The organism is Halobellus ruber (assembly GCF_014212355.1).
GTDB lineage: Archaea > Halobacteriota > Halobacteria > Halobacteriales > Haloferacaceae > Haloquadratum > Haloquadratum rubrum.
Genome location: NZ_JACKXD010000001.1, coordinates 29,831 through 49,698 on the forward strand (window position 1 = coordinate 29,831; position 19,868 = coordinate 49,698).

The 19,868-nt window shown below is 66.1% G+C and carries 16 protein-coding genes and 1 pseudogene; 5 read left to right on the forward strand and 12 right to left on the reverse strand.

Annotation, left to right across the window (positions count from 1 at the left end):
• Positions 1-118: 118 nt before the first annotated feature.
• Both H5V44_RS00130 and H5V44_RS17725 read left to right on the forward strand, forming a co-directional pair.
• The gene (locus H5V44_RS00130; RefSeq protein WP_185191118.1) at positions 119-3,307 is read left to right on the forward strand and encodes an oligosaccharyl transferase, archaeosortase A system-associated; all 3,189 of its coding nucleotides are present in this window, start codon (positions 119-121) and stop codon (positions 3,305-3,307) included.
• A 61-nt stretch (positions 3,308-3,368) separates the two neighbouring features.
• A complete protein-coding gene (locus H5V44_RS17725) occupies positions 3,369-3,500 on the forward strand; it encodes a hypothetical protein (protein ID WP_281381222.1) in 132 nt (43 codons plus the stop codon).
• A 62-nt stretch (positions 3,501-3,562) separates the two neighbouring features.
• On the opposite strand, the gene H5V44_RS00135 is transcribed toward H5V44_RS17725, so the two are convergent.
• The 12 genes and pseudogenes from H5V44_RS00135 to H5V44_RS00190 form a co-directional block, all read right to left on the reverse strand.
• Entirely contained in the window at positions 3,563-4,642 is a 1,080-nt protein-coding gene (locus H5V44_RS00135) for a DUF7350 domain-containing protein (protein WP_185191119.1), read from the reverse strand.
• A 61-nt stretch (positions 4,643-4,703) separates the two neighbouring features.
• Positions 4,704-6,608 carry a methyl-accepting chemotaxis protein gene (locus H5V44_RS00140; RefSeq protein WP_185191120.1) on the reverse strand — a complete coding sequence of 635 codons (1,905 nt, stop codon included), beginning with the start codon at positions 6,606-6,608 and terminating at the stop codon, positions 4,704-4,706.
• Positions 6,609-6,763: 155 nt separating this feature from the next.
• Positions 6,764-7,633: a succinate--CoA ligase subunit alpha gene (sucD, locus tag H5V44_RS00145; RefSeq protein WP_185191121.1), complete on the reverse strand. Its 870-nt coding sequence runs from the start codon at positions 7,631-7,633 to the stop codon at positions 6,764-6,766.
• Positions 7,634-7,760: 127 nt separating this feature from the next.
• Positions 7,761-8,903: an ADP-forming succinate--CoA ligase subunit beta gene (gene sucC, locus H5V44_RS00150; protein WP_185191122.1), complete on the reverse strand. Its 1,143-nt coding sequence runs from the start codon at positions 8,901-8,903 to the stop codon at positions 7,761-7,763.
• Positions 8,904-8,978: 75 nt separating this feature from the next.
• Entirely contained in the window at positions 8,979-9,386 is a 408-nt protein-coding gene (locus H5V44_RS00155) for a hypothetical protein (protein ID WP_185191123.1), read from the reverse strand.
• A gap of 1 nt (position 9,387) precedes the next feature.
• Entirely contained in the window at positions 9,388-9,648 is a 261-nt protein-coding gene (locus tag H5V44_RS00160) for an AbrB/MazE/SpoVT family DNA-binding domain-containing protein (protein ID WP_185191124.1), read from the reverse strand.
• A 66-nt stretch (positions 9,649-9,714) separates the two neighbouring features.
• Positions 9,715-10,425: a 2-oxo acid dehydrogenase subunit E2 gene (locus H5V44_RS00165; RefSeq protein WP_185191125.1), complete on the reverse strand. Its 711-nt coding sequence runs from the start codon at positions 10,423-10,425 to the stop codon at positions 9,715-9,717.
• Positions 10,418-10,681 carry a lipoyl domain-containing protein gene (locus H5V44_RS00170; RefSeq protein WP_185191126.1) on the reverse strand — a complete coding sequence of 88 codons (264 nt, stop codon included), beginning with the start codon at positions 10,679-10,681 and terminating at the stop codon, positions 10,418-10,420. The genes H5V44_RS00165 and H5V44_RS00170 overlap by 8 nt, the downstream gene beginning before the upstream one ends.
• A 2-nt stretch (positions 10,682-10,683) precedes the next feature.
• Positions 10,684-11,400, reverse strand: a pseudogene (locus H5V44_RS00175) (alpha-ketoacid dehydrogenase subunit beta); the annotation flags it as partial.
• A gap of 125 nt (positions 11,401-11,525) precedes the next feature.
• Positions 11,526-12,767, reverse strand: a complete 1,242-nt coding sequence (locus H5V44_RS00180; RefSeq protein WP_185191127.1) for an RNA-guided endonuclease TnpB family protein — start codon at positions 12,765-12,767, stop codon at positions 11,526-11,528.
• Entirely contained in the window at positions 12,764-12,919 is a 156-nt protein-coding gene (locus H5V44_RS00185; protein ID WP_185191128.1) for a DUF2080 family transposase-associated protein, read from the reverse strand. The genes H5V44_RS00180 and H5V44_RS00185 overlap by 4 nt, the downstream gene beginning before the upstream one ends.
• A gap of 446 nt (positions 12,920-13,365) precedes the next feature.
• On the reverse strand, positions 13,366-15,051 hold the full coding sequence (locus H5V44_RS00190) for an NAD-binding protein (RefSeq protein ID WP_185191129.1): 1,686 nt from the start codon (positions 15,049-15,051) through the stop codon (positions 13,366-13,368).
• A 137-nt stretch (positions 15,052-15,188) separates the two neighbouring features.
• Between H5V44_RS00190 and H5V44_RS00195 the strand changes: the two genes are divergently transcribed.
• The 3 genes from H5V44_RS00195 to H5V44_RS00205 all read left to right on the forward strand — a co-directional run bounded on the left by H5V44_RS00195 (position 15,189) and on the right by H5V44_RS00205 (position 19,794).
• Complete coding sequence (locus tag H5V44_RS00195) at positions 15,189-16,145, forward strand: NADPH:quinone reductase (RefSeq protein ID WP_185191130.1); 957 nt, start codon at positions 15,189-15,191, stop codon at positions 16,143-16,145.
• A 325-nt stretch (positions 16,146-16,470) separates the two neighbouring features.
• Positions 16,471-17,838, forward strand: coding sequence for a sodium-dependent transporter (locus H5V44_RS00200; protein WP_185191131.1), 1,368 nt, complete (start codon positions 16,471-16,473; stop codon positions 17,836-17,838).
• Between the two features lie 522 nt (positions 17,839-18,360).
• Entirely contained in the window at positions 18,361-19,794 is a 1,434-nt protein-coding gene (locus H5V44_RS00205; RefSeq protein WP_185191132.1) for a sodium-dependent transporter, read from the forward strand.
• Positions 19,795-19,868: the final 74 nt, after the last annotated feature.

The window sequence follows — 19,868 nt, forward strand, 5'->3', positions numbered from 1 at the left end:
ATAAACAGGACATACAGATGATCTAATAATATCTAATTAGTCTAAACAGATCTAACCGACTGCGGTCATAGATCCGTCTTCACAAGGCTTATTCACCGCATCCAAGATTTCCACACTAATGAGTGTAGACAGCGAACAGCGTGAGAAGGTGAACTCCCGATCTGTGTTGGATCTCATCGAAGATTGGTACCACATCCCCGCTATTTTAGTTATATTTTTCACAATGGCGGCAATACGGCTCCAATCATATGATGACTTCATCCGCGACGGAGACGTATATTTCTCCGGCAACGACGCCTGGTACCACTACCGAGAAGTAACATACACTGTACAGAACTGGCCTTCTACGATGCCGTTCGATCCGTGGACGAACTATCCCTACGGAACCTTTGTTGGCCAGTTCGGGACGCTCTACGATCAGATCGTCGCAACAGCCGCACTCGTCGTAGGCCTTGGCTCTCCCTCCTCTGAACTCATCGCAAAGACGCTCCTCGTCGCGCCCGCGCTCGCCGGCGCACTCGCTGTTATTCCGGTCTATTTCATCGGAAAGCGGCTTTCCGGCCGAATCGCGGGACTCTTTGGCGCTGTCGTCCTTCTGCTTCTCCCAGGTTCGTTTCTGAGTCGCACCCTTGCCGGCGTCGCGGACCACAACGCGGTCGAACCGCTCGGAATGGCCATTTCAATCGCCTGCTTCGTGATCGCGTTTCAAAAGGCCAGTGCGACATTGCCCGTCTGGGAAGTCGTCCGGGAGGAGTTCTTCGAGACCGGCAAGCTCTTGACTATCGAAGAACCGCTAAAGTGGAGCCTGCTCGCCGGGTTTCTCACCGGTATCTACATTTGGGTGTGGCCGCCGGCAGTATTCCTCGTCGGTATTCTCGGACTCTTCACTGTAGTCAAGATTGCCAGCGACGTCGTCAATCAACAGACACCGGAACCGACCGCCTTCGTTGTCACTGTGAGTATGCTCACCGTAGCGTTGATGTCGCTGATCACGCTTGACGATGTGGGGTTCAATACGACCATCCTTTCTCTGCTCCAACCGGTGGTCGCACTGAGCGTCGCTGGTGCAGCCGTGTTCCTCTCGTGGCTCGCACGCGCCTGGGAAGGTACTGATCTTGACAGTAATCTTTACCCCGGCGTAGTCGCCGGTCTCGGGGTCGTCGGTATCGCTATCCTTGCAGTTCTCCCGATCGGTCTCCTTGACCTGATCACTGGAAACCTTCTCCGTACCGTTGGCTTCTCTGCCAACGCTGCCACCCGCACTATCGGCGAAGCCCAACCCTTCATCGCCCCCTCCAGCCTCCGACGTTTCGGCGTCGAACCGGCCGGCCGCATCGCGATCGAGTACGGCCTCACCTTCTTCACTGGACTCGCGGCGGCCGTCTGGCTCCACGCCCGCCCCCTCGTTGAAAAAGGCACCACGCGAGCCTACGGCTACATCGCGGGCTCGCTCGCCGTCATCGCGCTCATCTTCCTCGTTCCGGCCGTCCTCGGCGGCATCGAATCCGTCATCGGCATCGACGAGCAGGTCGTCGGCCTCCTCGTCATCTCCGCGCTGATCGTCGGCGCGACGTTCCTCGCCGACTACGACGCCGACAAGCTGTTCCTGATCGTGTGGGCCGTCTTCATCACTTCGATGGCGTTCACGCAGGTCCGCTTCAATTATTACCTCGCTCTCGTCGTCGCAGTCTTCAACGCGTATCTCTTCGGGGAGATCCTCCAGTGGATCAACCTCGACCGCTCGATCCGGGACATCGGCACCGACATCGACGGCTACCAGGTGCTCGCAGTCGTCGCGACGGTCCTCCTCATCCTCGGCCCCGTGCTCACCGTACCGGTCGCCGTCGGAAACACACAGACGTCGACCGCGTGGGAGTCGGCCCAACCCGATGCGCCGGGCGTCGGCCCCGGCTCCGTCACCGTCTGGGACGAGTCCCTGAGCTGGATGCAGGAGAACACCCCAAAGGAGGGGAACCTCGGCGGCGCGGGCAACGCCGATCAGTTCGAGTATTACGGCACCTACGAGCGGACTGAGGACTTCGCGTACCCCGACGGGACCTACGGCGTCCAATCGTGGTGGGACTACGGCCACTGGATCACCGTCCAGGGTCACAGGATCCCCAACGCGAACCCCTTCCAGGAGGGTGCCACCGCCGCGGCGAACTTCCTGCTTGCCCCCAACGAGACCCAATCGGAAACCGTCCTCACCGCCCAGAGCACCGAGGGCAACCGGACCCGCTACGTGATGGTCGACTGGCAGATGGCGACGCCGGGCTCGAAGTTCGGCGCGCCCACGGTGTTCTACGACGCCGAGGAGAACGTCTCCCGGCAGGACTTCCTCCGGACGCTGTACCGCTTCGACGACGCGAACCAGGGCCGCTTCGTGGGCACGACGACGCTCCGCACGCAGCGGTTCTACAACAGCACGATGACGAAGCTGTACTACTACCACGGCAGCGCCCGGAGTCCCTCGCCGATCGTGGTCGACTGGGCGCCCCGCCAGGTCCAGACGGGCGCCGGCGAGGCTGTGACGCTCGATGCGAACCCCCGGGGCCAGGGCAGCTTCGTCCGCACGTTCGACAATATGAGCGCCGCCCGCGAGTACGTCGCGGAGGACGGCACCGCCCAGGTCGGCGGCGTCGGCTCCTTCCCCGCCGAGCGCGTCGAGGCGCTGGAACACTACCGCCTCGTCCAGGTGAGCGAGACGTCCGCGAACCGCCAGATCCTCCGGACGGTCGGCCGCAACGCACAGATCGCGGGGGCGAACCCGCGGGCGGTGGTGCCCTCCAGTCCCGCGTGGGTGAAGACCTTCGAGCGGGTGCCCGGCGCGACCGTGTCGGGCAGCGGCGCCCCGCCGAACGCCACGGTGACCGCGAGCGCGGAACTCCGGATCCCGAACACCAACTCCACGTTCACCTACACCCAGCGGGCCGAAACCGACGCGAACGGCGACTTCGAGCTGACGCTGCCGTACGCAACCACCGGCTACGACGAGTACGGCCCCGACAACGGGTACACGAACGTGAGCGTGCGCGCGACCGGCCCCTACACGGTCTCGACGCCCGCGACGCTCGGCGACAACGGGTCGATCGTCGCCTACCGGGCGAACCTCTCGGTCCCGGAGGGCGAGGTCAACGGTGACGCGGACGGCGAGATCAGCGTCGAACTCGAACGCACCGAGCAGGAACTGACGCTCGGCGGCGGTGGGGACTCCGGCGGCGACTCGGGGAGTTCGGACGGCTCGGGCGGGGAGACCCAGTCATTGCGCGAGCCGGTGGTCGCGGGCGACGCAGCGCGGGCGGCGTAGCGAAGCGGTCTCCGATCAGTCTCCGGAAACACTCAACTGCCATCGGAACCAACGCAATCCCGTGACAGTGGATTACTCTCTTACTGACTTTGCGAACGACGCTGCCGAGTTCGATCTCGATTTCAGCGTCAAAGACGCCACCGATGGATCGGTTGAGGTAGTCGATCCTGAGGTCCGCTGGACACTCGAATAGGCACAGGTCGGCTCCGGGACTGATTCCCCACCCGAGTGAGTCCTGCTTCTCCGATCACACTCTCACGCCTGAATCGACACCTCGCCCATCTCCAGAAACGCCGTCTCGTAGCCGTCGTGCCGCGCCACCTGCGGCGGCACCGTCGTTTCGATCACGACCTCGTCGCCCTCGCGCACGCCCGGCATCGACGCGCCGTAGTGGTACCCGATCTCCGAATCCAACCCGCTCGAAAGCGCCGACTCCCACACGCTCCCCCCGTCGCGCCGGAGCGTCGCCGCAAGCCCCATCATCGGGAGCACGATCCCGTTGTGGGGCGTCCGCGCGGAGACGTAGAGGTACGGATCCGAACCGAAGCGGTCGTCTTCGGTATCGAGGACGAACACCTCGAAGACCGCGTCGCCGGCGGTGCCGCGTCCCAGGTGCTGCCCCGGAAGCGACTCCACGGCCGGTGCGCGCCCGACCGGCACGCCCTCCATCTCCATCGGCGCGACCGCGCCGCGCTCGCCCGCGTTCTCCGGCCGCGATAGCGACACCTCGTGGAGTTCCTGGGTGTCGAACGCGAAGTCGATCCTCGCGGTCGCGGGCGACTCGAACGCCCCAGCGTACGCACCGGTCCGGCGGAGCGACACGCCGCCGACCTGCACCCGTGCCTCGTACTCCCCTTCGCCGTCGAGGACGTAGTTCGAGCCATAGTGCAGCCCCATCGTCTGCGAAAGCATCGGGTACGCGACCTCCTGGGTGACGAGGCCGTTCCCGTTTCGGATCTCGATCGTCACCCCGGAGTTCAGCGGGAGCACTCTCCCAGTGTCGGTGTCCCACAGCGACACCATCAGGTGAACGTCGTCGTCGGCTTCGACCACCGTCTTCGTCAGGTCGGCCCCCGACAGCGTCCAGAAGCGGTGGGGATACGAGTACGTCAGCGCCACGCCGTACCGGCCGGCGGTCGTCCGGCCGTAGGTTCCCATCCCTTCGGTCACGGCAGGAACGTACACCGCCTCGGGGCGGTCCTCCACCAGCGGCGGGTCGCGCCACGCCGACTGCCGGCTGAATCCGAGCGCGCCGAGACACCCCGCACTCGCGGCAAGGCCGCCGGCCGCGACGCTCCCGAGGAACGCACGCCTCGTGGTGGTCGGCGGAGTCATCGGCGAAAAGTCGGGGCTCGACGGTGATGACGGTTGCGACCCCCGGCCGGAGGCTGCCCCGTCAGTCGGCGGCTGTCGACGACTGCGCCGCCGTTGAGCCCTCGCTCACCTCGAACGCCGAGATCAGGTCCCGGAGCCGGTCGGCCTGGTCGCTGAGCGACTCCACGTTGCCGCTGACCTGCGACATCGACGCCGCCTGCTGTTGGGCGGCCGCGGACGCGCTCTCGGTCTCGTCGGCGGTGTTCGCGCTGATGTCCGTGACCTCCTCGACCGCCGACACCACCTCCTCGGTGCTCGCGGCCTGGTCGTCGGTCGTGCTGCTGATCTCCTGGATCCCGCTGTCGGTCTCCTCGGCGTTCGTGACCACCTGGGTGAACGCGTCGAGGACATCCTGGACGGCGTCGACGCTCTGCTGCATCGACTCCTCGGCCGCGCGGGTCTCTTTGACCGTCGCCTCGGTCCGGGTCTGCACCTCCTCGATAAGGTCGCCGATCTCCGTGGCCGACTCCTGGGTCTCCTCGGCGAGGGTCTTGACCTCGTCGGCGACGACCGCGAAGCCGTCGCCGCCGTTCCCGGCACTGCTTGCGCGTGCGGCCTCGATGTTCGCGTTCAACGCGAGCATGTTCGTCTGCTCTGCGATGTCGCTGATGAGCTGGACGATCTCGTCGATCTCCGCCATCCGTTCGTCTAAGCTCTCGACGCTCTCGACGGTGGCGTCGATGGCCTCCTGGACCTCGCGGGTGTCCTCGATGGCCTGCTGGGCGGTCGACTCCCCGGCGTCGGCGATCTCGGCGGTCTCCCGGGAGGTCTCGGCGACCGCCTCCGCCGACACCGCGACCTCCTCGACGGTCGCCGAGAGGTCGGTCATCTCCTCGGCGACGGTGTCGAGCATCTCCCGCTGTTCGGCCGCGCCGCCCGCGATCTCCTGGATCGCCTGGCTGACCTGCTCGCTTGCCTGCTTTGCCTCCTCGGTCCCCGCGGCGGCGGCGCCGCTCTCCTCGTCGACCGCCGCCGCGAACGACTGGATCTCCGCCATCGCCGACTCGGTTTCGGCGATCATCTCGTTGAACGACTCGCCGATCTCCGCCATCGCCTCGCTTTCGCTGTCGGCGTCGACCCGGGCAGTCAGGTCGCCCTCGGCGGCCCGCCGCATCGCCGCGCTGTAGTCGGCCGCCTTCGATTCGAGGTGGGCGTTCAGCCCCTCGATCTCCTCCTTTTTGGCCTCGGCTTCGGCCTTCATCTGCTCGATTTCGTCCTTTTTGGCTTCGAGGTCCTCGATTTCCCGGGCCTTCTGTTCGGCCTCCTTCAGCCGCGCCCTCGATTTCTCGCGGGACTTCTCGGTGGAGTACCAGTTGCTCATCAGCGCCAGCGCCAGCGCGGTCACGAACGTCCCGTGGACGACGCCCCACACCCAGGGGTTGGCGATCGCGGCGGTGTGGTTGTAGACGAGTTCCGGGTTCATCATCCCGAAGACCCCGTGGGTGATCACGACGTACCCGATCCCGAACGCGAACGGCAGCCAATCCTCGTAGGCGGCGATCACGGCTACCGCGACGAAGAAGTGGAAGTGTGCCTCGATGAACCCACCCGAAAAGCGGACCAGGACGCCGGAAGAGACGAACAGCCCGGTCACCGCGAGGAAGGTTCGCGCGCGCCGCGGCAACTGCGGGATCGCCGCGAGCAGCCCGAACCCGGCGACGATCCCGGTCCCGAGCAGGATCGTCGACAGCGGCGTCGACGGGATCGTCGCGCCCGTGATCGACTCGGTGCCTTCATAGACCCCGAGCAGGAACAGAAGCGGGACGTGCGCGAGCACCGAGAGGATGATGTTCCGGTGTCGACGCCGCCAGGTGTCCGCCGGGATCGTGCTCCCGTCCGGCGTGTACTCGATGAACTCCCGGATCGAGCCGCCGATCCCGCCGGTCGACCTCCCCGTCTCCCCGCTTCCGATCGTCGGTGCAGCCATAACTGAGCGATTCTCTCGCCGACGCTCACAAAAGGGTTCGTTCCCGAGTATCAGCTTGTATAATATTGCTCGTGGCCGAACCCCCGACGACGGCGACGGCGTGATCCCTTAGTCCGCGACGGTCGCCGGCTTACGGGATGCCGGCGACGTGACCGCTACAGGAAGTCCGCGACGTGGTCGGCGACCTCGCCGGGGGTGTCGCCGACGGGGACGCCCGCGTCGTTGAGCGCGGCGATCTTCGATTCGGCGGTGCCGGTGCCCGACCCCGACACGATGGCGCCGGCGTGGCCCATCCGCTTGCCCGGCGGGGCGGTCCGGCCGGCAATGAAGCCCGCGACGGGGGTGTCCATGTTCGCCGCGATGTACCGTGCGGCCCGTTCCTCGTCCTCGCCGCCGATCTCGCCGCACATCACCACCGCGTGGGTGTCGGTGTCGGCCTCGAACGCCTCCAGCGCGTCGACGAAGGAGGTCCCGATGATGGGGTCGCCGCCGATCCCGATCGCGGTGGTCTGGCCGATCCCCTTCCCGGTGAGGTTCGAGACCACCTGGTAGGTCAGGGTGCCGGACCGGGAGACCAAGCCGACGTTCCCGGACTCGAAGATGTTGCCGGGGAGGATCCCGAGTTTGGCCTCGCCGGGCGTGATGATCCCGGGGCAGTTCGGGCCGATCAGACGGGTGTCGACCTCCGAGAGCCGCTTTTTGACCTTCGCCATGTCCTGGGTCGGGATGCCCTCCGTGATCGCGACGACCAGATCGAGGTCCGTATCCAGCGCCTCGAAGACCGCGTCGCCCGCGAACGCCGGCGGGACGAACACCACCGACGCGTCGGCGTCCTCCGCCTCCACGGCCCCGCCGACGGTGTCGTAGACGGGGACGCCCGAGACCTCCTGGCCGCCCTTTCCGGGCACCGCGCCCGCGACGACGTTGGTGCCGTACGCCATCATCTGCTCGGTGTGGAAGTTGCCCTCGCCACCGGTGATGCCCTGTACCACTACGCGCGTGTCGTCGTCGACGAAAATGCTCACGCGAACCACCCCGTGGTGAGCCGAGCACCGTAAGGCGAACCTCGGTGGGCTCGCCCACCGGTGGTGAGCGTGAGTTCACGAGTACTGAGCGAACGACCGTCGTGAGTGAGTGACGTTCCCGGGTAACTCATTGTGCGCCCTCCGCGTTCGCAACCGCCCGCCGTACCGCGTCGTCCAGCGTCGCCTCGACGTCGACGAGGTCGGCGTTCAGGATCTCCATTCCCTCCGCGGCGTTGGTGCCGGCCAGCCGGACCACCACCCGTTTGGGGAGCTCGTCGAACTGCGCCAAGGCCTCGTTGATCCCCTTTGCGACCTCGTCGCCGCGGGTGATCCCGCCGAAGATGTTGAACACCACGCTGTCGACGTTCTCGTCGGAGAACACCATGTCCAGGGCGTTGGCGACCCGCTCGGCCTTCGCGCCGCCGCCGATGTCGAGGAAGTTCGCGGGCGACCCGCCGTAGTGGTCCACGAGGTCGAGCGTCGCCATCACGAGGCCCGCACCGTTGCCGATGATGCCGACATTGCCGTCGAGTCGGACGTAGTCGAAGCCGTACTCGTTGGCCTTCGCTTCGAGTTCGTCGCCGGCGGCCTCGTCTTCCATCTCCGCGAGGTCGGGCTGGCGGAACAGCGCGTCCTCGTCGATGTTCATCACGCCGTCGGCGGCGACGACCTCCCGCTGTTTAGTGACCATCACGGGGTTGATCTCGATCTCGGAGGCGTCCTTCGACTCGTAGAGGTCGTACAGCGTCGCAAGGATCGACGCCACGTCGCCGGCGATGTCGCGGGGGATCCCCGCCCCGTAGACGACCTTCCGGGCCTGATAGGGGTGGAGGCCGAACGCGGGGTCGATATGCTCGCGGGCGATCTTCTCGGGTGTCTCCTCGGCGACGGATTCGATGTCGACACCACCTTCAGTAGAGACCATCGCGACGGGTTCGCCCTCGCCGCGGTCCATCGTGATCCCGACGTAGAGTTCGTTCTCGAAGTCGACGCCGGCCTCGACGAGGACTTTCTCGACGGTGTAGCCCTTCAGGTCCATCCCGAGGATCTCCCCGGCGTACCGGCGGGCCTCGCTTTCGTCGGTCGCGATCCTGATCCCGCCGGCCTTCCCGCGGCCGCCGACGTGTACCTGTGCCTTGATCGCTGCCGGGAAGCCGATCGCTTCGACCGCCTCGAGGACTTCCTCGACGGTGGTTGCGAGTCGGGAGTCGGGCACCGGCACCCCGGCGTCGGCGAAGACGTTCTTCGCCTGATACTCGTGTAAGCGCATCGTCCGAGAAAGGAGCGGGCGGCCGCATAAAGCCCGCCGGTATCGGTTCCGCGGAACGACGATCCACCGCCGGCGTCACTCCCAGACGGTTTCGTAGCCCGCATCGCGGATGGCGGCGTCGGTCGTGATGATCGCGTCCGTGTCCGTCGACCGGTGGCTAGCGACGAGCAAAGCGTCGTGGATGTTGAACTCCGCTACCATCGCCGCGTACTCTCGCAGGTCGGCACCGTCAGTCGGGGCAACCGTGACCGGCCCCTCCTCGACGAGCGCTCGCCGGGTCTCCGCCGGAGTCCCACTGAGCGTGACTCCACGCACGTCCTTGTCACGTGAAACTGAATCCAGAACCTCGGCCAGCGCCGTACCGGGCACGTGGAGCACTATCTCCCCCGCCTCAGCTCCGGCGAATATCCGATCGGCCTCCGACGGGAGGAAATCAACGAGATAGCAGAGCACCGCGACCGCGTCGGCGGTGTACCCCGCCATCTCACACGTCCTCGTAGTTACGGTCGCGACGACCTCGGAGCCGCTCTTCGAGTTCCGCTGCGACGTCCTCGCGCTCCGCGTCGGTCGCCTCCTCGGGGACGAGCATCCCCCGCCCTCCCGTTCGGGTTCGCTTCTTCACGACGATTCCATCGTCGGTATCCTTCCAGATCACCTCGTCACCGGGTGATAGGTCGTACTTCTCACGGAGTTCCTTCGGGATCGTGGCCTGTCCTTTCTCCGTGATGCGCGTCGCATTGCTCATACTGGTAATACGTTAGTCTTGCGGGTGGCCGTGGGGCGAAGAGCCGACCACGTCAGTCGGGACGACTTACGTCACGTACGTTTCGGCCTCGTCGATGTACCTCGCGAGCGTCCCCAGAAAGCGGGCCGCGTCGGCGCCGTCGACGACGCGGTGGTCGAAGCTGAGATCCAGCGTGAGCCGGGTTTCGACCGCGACGCCGCCGTCGCCGTCCGGGACGACCTCCTCGTGGATCCGGTTCACCCCGAGGATCGCGACCTCCGGCGGGTTGATGATCGGGGTGAAGGAGTCGACGCCGAGCGGGCCGAGGTTCGAGACGGTGAACGTCCCGCCCTCGAACGTCCGCATCGAGTACTCGCCGGCCTGCATCCGCTCGGTCAACCGACGTCGCTCCCGCGCGATCCCGGCCAGCGACTTCGCGCCGACGTCTTCGAGCACGGGCGTCACGAGCCCCTGGTCGATCGTGACCGCGACGCCGACGTTGTGCTCCTCGTACACCCGGTGGGTGCCGTCCTCGAACGTCGCGTTGAACGACGGATGCTCGGTCAGCGCGTCCGACAGCGCACACAGCAGCACGTCCGTCACCGAGGGATCGACGGACTCGCCGCCGGCGTCAGCGGCCGCGAGCAGCGCCCCCGCGGCGACCTCGCGGCTCACGGTGACGTGGACCGCCTCCCGGTAGCTCTCCTGCAGCCGCGAGGCGATGGTTCGCCGCATCGGGCGCAGCGACCGCTCCCTCGCGACGGTCCGCTCGGCCGGCCCGTCGGCGTCGTCACTCATCGGCCACCATCCACGCGAGGGTATCCCCGTCCGCGAACTCGCCGTCCTCCCGGACGACGACCTCGGTGAGCGTCCCCGCGACCGGGGCGTACACGTCGAGGCTGACCTTCTCGATCTGGACCTCACACAGGCTCCCGTCGGCGTCGACGCGGCCGCCCTCGCGGACGAACCAGTTGACCACGACGCCCTCGTCGCTGTCGACGTCGTCGGGCCACTCCCCGAGCGTCACCGCGACGCGGTCCGGCGCCTCCGACATCCTCACTGCGTCCGTTTTACCGCCGCTTCGATGTCGGAAACGTCGGGGACGACCTCGTTTTCGAGGGGCCGGGAGTACGGGATCGGCACGTCCGGAATCGCCACCCGCTCGACCGCCTCGAGCGCGCCGAGCGCCTCGTCGGCGACGCTCGCGACGACCTCGCCGGTGACGCCGTACGACCGGTAGTCCTCGTCGACGACCACGAGATTGCCCGTCTTCTCAACCGAGTCGACGATGGTGTCGGTGTCGAGCGGCACCAGCGACCGGAGGTCGACCACCTCGGCGCTGATCCCCGCCTCGGCGAGTGATTCCGCCGCATCCAGCGCCCGGTGGACGTGGAGGCCGAGGGTGACGATCGTGGCGTCTTCGCCCTCACGTTTCACGTCGGCGCTGCCGAACGGGATGGTGTAGCCGTCCTCGGGGACGGGCGTCTTCGGCCCGTCGGGCGCGGGGAGCCACCCGATCCCCATCAGCCGCTTGTGGAACAGATACACCACGGGGTCGTCGTCGCGGATAGCGTTGTGCATCAGCCCCTTGGCCTCGTAGGCGGTCGAGGGGACGACGACCTTCATCCCCGGGACGTGAGCAAACGTGCCGTAGAGCGTCTGGGAGTGCTGGGCGGCGTCGTTGTACGTCCCGCCGACGGCGGCGGTCAGCACCATCGGCACCGACACGTTGCCGCCGCTCATATACGTGTTCTTGGCCATCTGGTTGTGAACTGTCCCGGAGTCAAAGTTTTCAAGAGAGCGACGCTCTCTCGTCGTCACGGAAAATCTGCGATCTTCCGTACGACTCCGAGGCTTCCCGTGGGTTAGTCGGACACTCCCACTTGACCATCGGCCTGCTAGCCTCGAACGGTCGGGTGGGTCACGGTCGGGGCGTCCACAGCCCCCGATGGCTGCCGTCGCACCTTCCGAACAACGGGAAGGTTGTTGAGAGCAGGCACATTCCAATCGAGCTTTTTGATGCCCTTCACAGCGATATTGATGCTTGCACCACGGTCGCTGTGGTCTTGATGATCACAGTCCTTGCGCTTGAACCGTTTCTTGTTGCGGTTCGCACGCTCTGTGTGTCCGCACATCGGACACCGCTGGCTGGTGCACTCCGGGTTAATCCATACAGTCGGGATCCGCTTGAACGACGCCTTGTAGGACGTATAGAACTGCAGGGCGCGGAACGGAAGGTGGTGCAAGCGTCGATTCATCCGCGTGCCGTAGTCGATACTGTCACGCATCTCTTTGAGGTCTTCAAAGACGATGCAGGGCTTCTCGAACTGACGGCTCCACTTCACAATGTGACGGCTCACCTTGTGGAGTCGGTCGTGGACGAACCGCTCCTCACATCCTTCCAGAGTATCGTGAGTCCCATCTTTCCCCGCATTCTGGACGCGCTTTCGCATCGTAAAGTAGCGGTGGCGCTCGAACTTGATCTCCGGAAAGTCGATAACCAACGTGTCTTCGACGCCGTCCGTCGAGAGCGCGGTGAGGGCTACGTTATCCTCGTTCACGTCCACACCGACGACAGTCCGTGAGTCCCGCTTGTCTCGAACAGTCTGTTCGGTGTTGGTGACATTGATGTGCAACTCAGAGTTGTCGTTGTGGAACAGGACCTCCGCAGTCCCGATGTTCCACTCTTCGCTGGCGAGAGCGGTTTTGAGAATATCGAGGTGGGCGTCACTTCCTTTGAGGGCGCCTTTGATGTGCTTGTACGGCTTCGCGCTGATACGGAACGCCACGTCGCCGTCGTCGTTAAGCGACAGGTTGTATCCTTCCTCGAAGTTTGCACGAATCGGATACGCACCGTCTTTTGTGTGACTCGGCTGGCCAAATTCCTCGTACTCGTAGTAGTTCTCCATCGCACTGAGGGCTTTGGCGACGACCCTTTGCGTTGTATTCTTCACAAGGTCGGCGTCGTCAGCTACGCGGTCAGGGATGGTGTCCCAGTCTGCGCCGTCTTTTGCGAGACGGATGGTTTCGTTGTACACCGAACGGGCTTCAAGCGTGGCGTCGTACAACAGACTCTCGTCGCCACTCTGGATGTCGAGTTGGAAGTCTAGTGTCTTGACGAGAGGCTGTACGTCGGTCATTCTTTGTCTTGTTCGGTGGGCTTTGAGGTGCGGACAACTTTCACGTCAGCCCCTCGCCAGCGTTTGGGGACGGTGACGTGTGCGCTGTTCCCGAACGGTTTGACCTCACCGTCCAGGACTTCCTCGCCCTTAATTTCAAAGCGATTTGCCACATCTATGTATATCCTTTGGATATACTTAATTGTATCGGTGACACAAATTTGATGTATGCGAGAGCCGTCGAATCATACGGTTTACAACATCAACTACCCGTTCGAGTGGTGACCAGAGCACCGGCGCGCGATACTTGAATTAATCGAAGTTCGCTGGAAGGATAGTTACGGAGGCGTAGTGAACAGAGCGCCCGACGGCTCCGGAACAGCCGTTCGATCAGCCCGTGGTCGTGGTGTTTCTCCACGAGCAGGACCGAACAGTCGACCCCGTCGACGACGTCCAAGACGAGCGATCCGGAGGCGAGCCGACGGAGGAACTCCTCCTCGGTCGCCCCGATGAGCAGTAGCGTCGCGTCGTTCGTGGCGTTCCGGATCGCCGTCTCTGTGTTGATGGATACTCCCGACGATAGCCGCCCCGATCGGACGGACCGACAACCTTCCAGCGGTCACCCCTCGGCGGCGACCGGCGAGACGTCGAACCGCTTCTCGAACCGCTGGACCGCCTCGTCGGAGCCGACGAGGACGATCCGCTCCTCGCCGGTGAACCGCCGTTGGGGGTCGATCGAACTGGTGAGCCCCGAGTCGTCCTCGACGGCGATGACGCGACAGCCAGTCTGCTCATAGATGCCCGACTCGGCGAGCGTCGATCCGGCAAACGGCGTCGTGGGAACCCGGAGCAGCCGGATCTGGCTCGCCGGCGCGAGGACGTCCTCGCCGCGGAGCTCCCGGGCGACCATCCGGGCGCTCACCCGCGGCACCGACAGCACGTAGTCCGCGCCGGCGCTCAGCGCCTTCCGGGTCGCGCCGGCGTCGCTCACCCGCGTGAGGATCTCGATGTCGGGGTTCAGCGACCGCGCCAACACGGTCGTCAGCAGCGAGGCGGAATCGTTCGGCAGTCCGACGACGATCGCGTCGGCGGTCCCGATCCCCGCCTCTCTCAGGATCCCTTCGGACCCGGCGTCGCCGACGATGTCGACCCCATCGCGGTCGTCGATATCGATCGTTACGACGTCGAGTCGCTCCTCGGAGACGACCTCGTGGGCAGCCTGTCCGACCTCTCCCTGCCCGGCGATGATGATGCGGTCGTGGTTCCGGAGCGTCCGCGCCGGCCGCACGAAGTCGCTGAACGCTTCCAGCGCCTCGTGGGCCCCCGTGAGCGGCAGCACCGTGTTCGAGCGGATGACCGCGTTCGGGTCGGGCGGGAGCTGGAGCTCCCCGTCGATCCACGCCCCGATGATGTTCGCGCCGGTCTCCTCGCGGATCTTCGAGTCACGGATCCGCGTGCCGATCAGGCGGTTCCCCGGCTGGATCGGAACCTCCATCACCTCGATCTCGTCGCCGAGTTCGATCGTGTCCGTCAGGTCGGATCTGATCGAGGAGATCGCCTTTTCGGCGAGCCGGTGCCCCAACACTCCGTGTGGGGAGAGCACGGAGTCCGCGCCGGTCTCCACCAGGATCCCCCGCATATCGCTGTCGTCGGTGAGTGTGATGATGTCGACCTCCTCGTCGATCGATCGGACGGTCAGGATGGTGTTGACGTTCGCGTCTCCCGCGTCCGTAATGACCGCACGCGCCGTGTCGATGCTGGCCCGCTCGAACGCCGACGCCTCCTGGGGGGACCCGTGGATGACGGAGTAGCCCTCGTCGGAGAGTTCCTTGGCGTTCTCCTCGGAGGAGGAGATCAGGACGTACTCGATGCCGAGTTCGGTGAGCTCCTCCAGGAGGACGGCGGAGTCGCGCCGGTACTCGCAGATGATGACGTGATCGGACTTCGGGGTGAGCCGGTTGTCGAGGTCCACCTCGGCGCCGGTGAAAAGCGGGATGATGATCAGCCGGAGCGTGAAGAAGCCGAGCGCGATGCCGGAGATCTGGGTGCCGGCGACGAACAGGAACGTCACCGGGTGGCTCCAGACGTCGGAGTCCTGGCCGTACCCCGTCGTGGTCATCGTCTGGACGATGAACTCGAACGACGCGAACATCGACTGGTCGGCTCCCTCCAACTCCGCCATCAGAACGTTGTACGTGACGGTGTACGCGAATATCAACACGAGCAGCCCGGAGAGGTAGTAGACCACGAGACGGTCTCGTCGGGAGAGTTCGATGTCGGAGATCCGGTCGGGGAGATAGACCATTGTGAACTACTCCCAGTTACCGACGACGATTTAAAAATAGTTTCTCGTGGGTTGTCGACGCACGGTGCTCGGCGATCGGAGACCACACGCACGTCGGGCCTCCGACTTTATTACTCGCCTGTCCGAACCGGCGTCCGATGCGCGCAGTCAGATTCCACGAGCACGGCGGTCCCGAGGTACTGCAGGTCGACGAGGTCGAACAGCCGACACCCGGCTACGGCGAGGTCGTGGTCAACGTGAAAGCCGCGGGCGTCAACCCCGTCGACACCTACTTCCGGGAGGGTGCCTACCCCGTCCCGCACCTGCCGTTCGTCGGCGGCGGCGACCTCGCGGGCGTCGTCGCCGCCATCGGCGACGGCGTCGAGGAGTTCCTGGTCGGCGACCGCGTTCTCGGCACCGGGCTCGGCAACGGACGGCCGGGCACATACGCCGAGGCCGCCGTCGCGCCCGCCGACGCCCTCGCACACCTCCCCGAGTCGGTCCCCTTCGAGGCCGGCGCGGCGCTCGGCACCGTCGGCGGCACCGCCTGGCAGGCCTTGGTCCACCACGCCGACGTCGACCCCGCCGAGAACGTCCTGGTCCACGGCGGCGCCGGCGGCGTGGGCCACGTTGCGATCCAGCTCGCGGAGACGATGGGCGCCCACGCCTACGCCACGGCTTCGCCGGACGACGCCGACGCGCTCGCGGAGCTCGGCGCCGAGCGGACCTTCGATTACGCCCGCGAGGACCTCGCGGACGCGATCGTGGAGACTGCCCCGCCGGACGTCGTCGTCGACCTGCACATGGATCAGTACCTCCAGTTGAATGCCGACGTCGTGAACACCGGCGCACGCGTGATCGGCATCGGCAACGACACCGCCGAGGGCGGATTCGACGACATCGGCGTCACGAAGGGCAAGGAGGTACAGTACCAGTTTATGTCGCTGTTCAACGCCGCCGACCTCGGGGCGGTGCTCGCGGGGGTCGCGGACCTCGCCGCCCGCGGCGAAGTCGAACCGGTGATCCACGGGACCTACGGCCTCGACGAGGCCGCCGAGGCTCAACGCGCCGTGATGGAGGACAGCTTCCTCGGGAAGCTGGTGCTGACGCCGTAGTGGCGTCGGGCGACCCGAATCCGGGGGCGACGTCGACCCTCCGTGAGACGTGGACTGCTGCGCCACGTGGACACCTGTTCCGACCAGTCCGCCTGCCGGTGTCTCGTACGGAGTACTGTAACGAATTACCGGTCATCGGCGATCCCTGTGAGCGATGACCGGTAACTGACTACAATAATCCGTATCAGACGGCGCTGGGACCGATCGACCCTGGCGGCGAGTGGACGAACCCCGCCGGGATAGCCACTTCACGTCCGCTGTTCGCGGTACAGTCGGCGACGATCGCTTCCCTTATCAACCGATTATCGTGTAGCCGAGTCCGGATATGGGCCAACGAGAGACGTGGGCGACGCGCGCGGGGTTCGTTCTCGCGGCGGTCGGTTCGGCGGTGGGGTTGGGGAACATCTGGCAGTTCCCGTTCAAGACGTCGGAGTACGGCGGGGCGACGTTTCTCGTCGTCTACCTCGTCGCCGCCCTGGGCATCGGCCTTCCGACGATACTCGCCGAGTTCGTCATCGGCCGGAAGAGCAACCTGAACGCAATCAGCGCCTTCGAGCGGCTTGGGCACCGGAACTGGAAGTGGGTCGGCGTCCTCGGCGTCGCGATCGGCTTCTGGATCCTCTCGTACTACAGCGTCGTGGGCGGGTGGGTCCTCCGCTACATCGGCGGGAGCCTCACCGGCGCGTACTTCGCCGACCCGGCGAGCTACTTCGGTTCGGTCTCCGCTGGCCTCGACGCGCTGGCGCTCCACGCGCTGTTTATGTTCCTCGTCGTCGCGATCGTCGCCGGCGGTATCGAGGACGGCATCGAGCGCGCGACGAAGCTGATGGTCCCGAGCATCGTCGTCATCCTCGGGGCGCTCGCGGTTTGGGTGTTTACGCTCGCCGGCGCCGGACCCGGCTACGGCTACTTCCTGTCGCCGGACCTCTCGACGCTCAGCCTCGCGGTCGCCTTCGACCCGCTTCCATCGTTCAGCGGTCCCCTCACGGCAGTCATCCCCTTCGCGGTCAGTCAGGCGTTCTTCTCGCTGTCGCTCGGGATGGGTGCGATGATCACCTACGCGTCCTACGTCGGTGAGGAGCAGAGCCTCTTCGGTGACGGTCTCACGGTCGTCGTGTTCAACAGCGCCGTCGGGATACTCGCCGGGCTGGTCGTGATCCCGCTGCTCTTCGTCCAGGGGATCGAACCCGGCAGCGGTGGTGCGGGCGCGCTGTTAATCAGCCTCGCGACGGCGTTCGCGGAACTCCCTGCCGGACGCCTCGTCGGGGTCGTCTTCTTCGCCGTCGTCCTCATCGCGGCGCTGTCGTCGGCCATCAGTCTGCTCGAAGTCGTCACCGCCTACGTCGTCGACACCTACGGCGCCCACCGGCCGCGGGTCGCCGCCGCACTCGGCGGGCTGATCTTCCTGCTCGGCATCCCCTCGGCGTGGGACACCGCGTGGCTCACGTGGTTCGACACGCTGGCGTACCAGCTGCTTCTCCCGCTTTCGGTGCTCGGAGTCCTCCTCTTTGCGGGCTGGGTGTACGGACGCCCCGCGGTCGAGGAACTCCTCTCGGGGTCGTCGCTCGGCGTCGGCGTCGGCGTTGCGTGGCTCTGGCTCGCTCGAACGGTCGTGATCCTCGCCGTTCTCCTCACGCTGTGGCTCGGTCTCCAGACGCTGTTGCTCGACGGCGCGATCGCGCCGCCGCTGTAGCTCGTGGCACGCCTTGTCGCCGGTACTGGTTGGCGTGAACCCGCTGGAAACGGTTATGATACTGGTGGCTATGACTACGTGGAGGTTTTCGACACCCCGGGGTGTCGAAATCCGTCACGGGACTATCGCCGACAGTATGAGAACACCTCCGAAGCCCCCGCGTTCCCGATTCGGGGCCCCGCTCCGGTCCTCGTCGTTCGCTGTGCTCACTCCCGCGGTCTCCGCTCACGGGCGCTTTCAGCGTTCGCACGGGCCGAGGCGACGAAGCCGCCTCGCGGCTTCCCTCGGCGTCCTTCGTCGAGAGCGCGGGCCGTTCCAGTCCCGCCCGATACCGGCCTTCCAGCCAGCCAACGTCTACGAGAGTAGTGCCCTCTCGCCCCGGCGAACGCGGAGGCGCTCGCCCCTCACGACCGACCACCTCGCCGGCGATTCACCGATCCGTCAGCAACCACAGTCGTGTCCGTTCTCCGGGAGATGAGCGGTCCGAAAGCCACTTACTCGGGTACGGGCGACTGGGACGAAATGGCACGTGAGACCTGGGCGACGCGGGTGGGGTTCATCCTCGCGGCCGCGGGCTCTGCGGTCGGCCTCGGGAACATCTGGCGGTTCCCGTGGGTGACGGCGGACAACGGCGGCAGCGCGTTTCTCGCGGTGTACCTCGGGATCGTACTGCTGGTCGGCGTCCCCGGGCTCCTCGCGGAGTTCGTGGTCGGACGCCGCGGAAAGAAGAGCCCGGTCGGCGCGCTGCGTGACCTTTCGGGGTCGCGGGGCTGGGGACTGTGGGGCGTGTTCTACGTGATCACGGCGATCGCGCTGCTTTCCTTCTACAGCGTCGTCGGCGGCTGGATCCTCCGCTACTTCGGCGAGAGCGCCTCGGGGCTCGTGGGCGCGCCGCCGGCGTACTTCGCCGCCCCGGGGCAGTACTTCGGCGGCGTCGCGGCCGGCCCCGACGCCTTCGGCTTTCACCTGCTCTTTCTCGCGCTGACGGCGCTTGTCGTCCTCGGCGGCGTCCGCCGCGGGATCGAACTGGGCACGAAGGTGATGATGCCGGCCGTGCTCGTGCTCCTGGTCGGACTCGCCGTCTGGGCCGGCGCACGCCCCGGCGCGGCCGCGGCATACGCGTTCTACCTCGCGTTCGACGTCGCGACGGTCCGGGCGAACTTCTTCGACGTGCTCGGGCCGGCCGCCGGCCAGGCGCTCTTCACGCTCTCGCTCGGCGCGGGGACGATGATCACCTACGCCTCCTACATCGACGAGGACCGCTCGCTGCCCTTCGACGCGACGGTGATCGCGGCCCTCAACACGCTCGTCGGCGTCCTCGCGGGGCTCGTGGTGTTCCCGCTTTTGTTCTCGCTCGGCGTCGATCCGGCGCAGACGTCTCCCGGTCCCGGGGCGCTGTTCGTCGGACTCGCGGGCGCGTTCGCACAACTCCCCGGCGGCGTCGTGATCGCGACGGCGTTCTTCGGCGTCGTCGTGCTCGCGGCGCTGTCCTCGTCGATCAGTATGCTCGAGATCCCGGTGTCCTTTCTCGTCGACGAGTACGGCCTCGGCCGTCGGCGCGCCGTGGCGCTGGTCGCCGCCGGGGTCGTCGCCACTGGCGGGCTCTGCGCGTTCAACCCCACCATCGCGGGCACGGCGGTCTTCGGTTTCGTTGCCGGGCCGCTCGTGGACACGCTGCTCACGGTGGGGCTCATCGCCGTATTGCTCTTCGTCGGGTGGGTGATGGGCCGGGACGCACTCGCGGAACTCCGTTCCGGCGCCGGCGGCCCGAGCGCGGCGGTCGCCACGCCGTGGCTCCTCGCGGTCGGCGCCGTCCTCCCGGTCTTTCTCGTCTTCACGCTGCTCACGACGGTCGGCGTCGACGCCGGTCTCGGCTTCTGGCCGACGGTTCTCGTCGCCGTCGTCGTCGGCGCGGCGGCCGTCGCGGGACTCAGGACCGAGCGGGCGTTGCTCTGATTCCCGCGTCTTCAGCCGCGGGAGGAGGTCAACCGAGGCGGCACGCTCCTCGACCGGTACCTGCCGACGCGACG

What these genes read in the sequence shown, in the direction of transcription:
- H5V44_RS00130 (WP_185191118.1), top strand. Translation starts at nt 119, where the DNA reads ATGAGTGTAGACAGCGAACAGCGTGAGAAGGTGAACTCCCGATCTGTG.
- H5V44_RS00135 (WP_185191119.1), bottom strand. Translation starts at nt 4,642, where the DNA reads ATGACTCCGCCGACCACCACGAGGCGTGCGTTCCTCGGGAGCGTCGCG.
- H5V44_RS00140 (WP_185191120.1), bottom strand. Translation starts at nt 6,608, where the DNA reads ATGGCTGCACCGACGATCGGAAGCGGGGAGACGGGGAGGTCGACCGGC.
- sucC (WP_185191122.1), bottom strand. Translation starts at nt 8,903, where the DNA reads ATGCGCTTACACGAGTATCAGGCGAAGAACGTCTTCGCCGACGCCGGG.
- H5V44_RS00155 (WP_185191123.1), bottom strand. Translation starts at nt 9,386, where the DNA reads ATGGCGGGGTACACCGCCGACGCGGTCGCGGTGCTCTGCTATCTCGTT.
- H5V44_RS00160 (WP_185191124.1), bottom strand. Translation starts at nt 9,648, where the DNA reads ATGAGCAATGCGACGCGCATCACGGAGAAAGGACAGGCCACGATCCCG.
- H5V44_RS00165 (WP_185191125.1), bottom strand. Translation starts at nt 10,425, where the DNA reads ATGAGTGACGACGCCGACGGGCCGGCCGAGCGGACCGTCGCGAGGGAG.
- H5V44_RS00170 (WP_185191126.1), bottom strand. Translation starts at nt 10,681, where the DNA reads ATGTCGGAGGCGCCGGACCGCGTCGCGGTGACGCTCGGGGAGTGGCCC.
- H5V44_RS00180 (WP_185191127.1), bottom strand. Translation starts at nt 12,767, where the DNA reads ATGACCGACGTACAGCCTCTCGTCAAGACACTAGACTTCCAACTCGAC.
- H5V44_RS00190 (WP_185191129.1), bottom strand. Translation starts at nt 15,051, where the DNA reads ATGGTCTATCTCCCCGACCGGATCTCCGACATCGAACTCTCCCGACGA.
- H5V44_RS00195 (WP_185191130.1), top strand. Translation starts at nt 15,189, where the DNA reads ATGCGCGCAGTCAGATTCCACGAGCACGGCGGTCCCGAGGTACTGCAG.
- H5V44_RS00200 (WP_185191131.1), top strand. Translation starts at nt 16,471, where the DNA reads ATGGGCCAACGAGAGACGTGGGCGACGCGCGCGGGGTTCGTTCTCGCG.
- H5V44_RS00205 (WP_185191132.1), top strand. Translation starts at nt 18,361, where the DNA reads ATGGCACGTGAGACCTGGGCGACGCGGGTGGGGTTCATCCTCGCGGCC.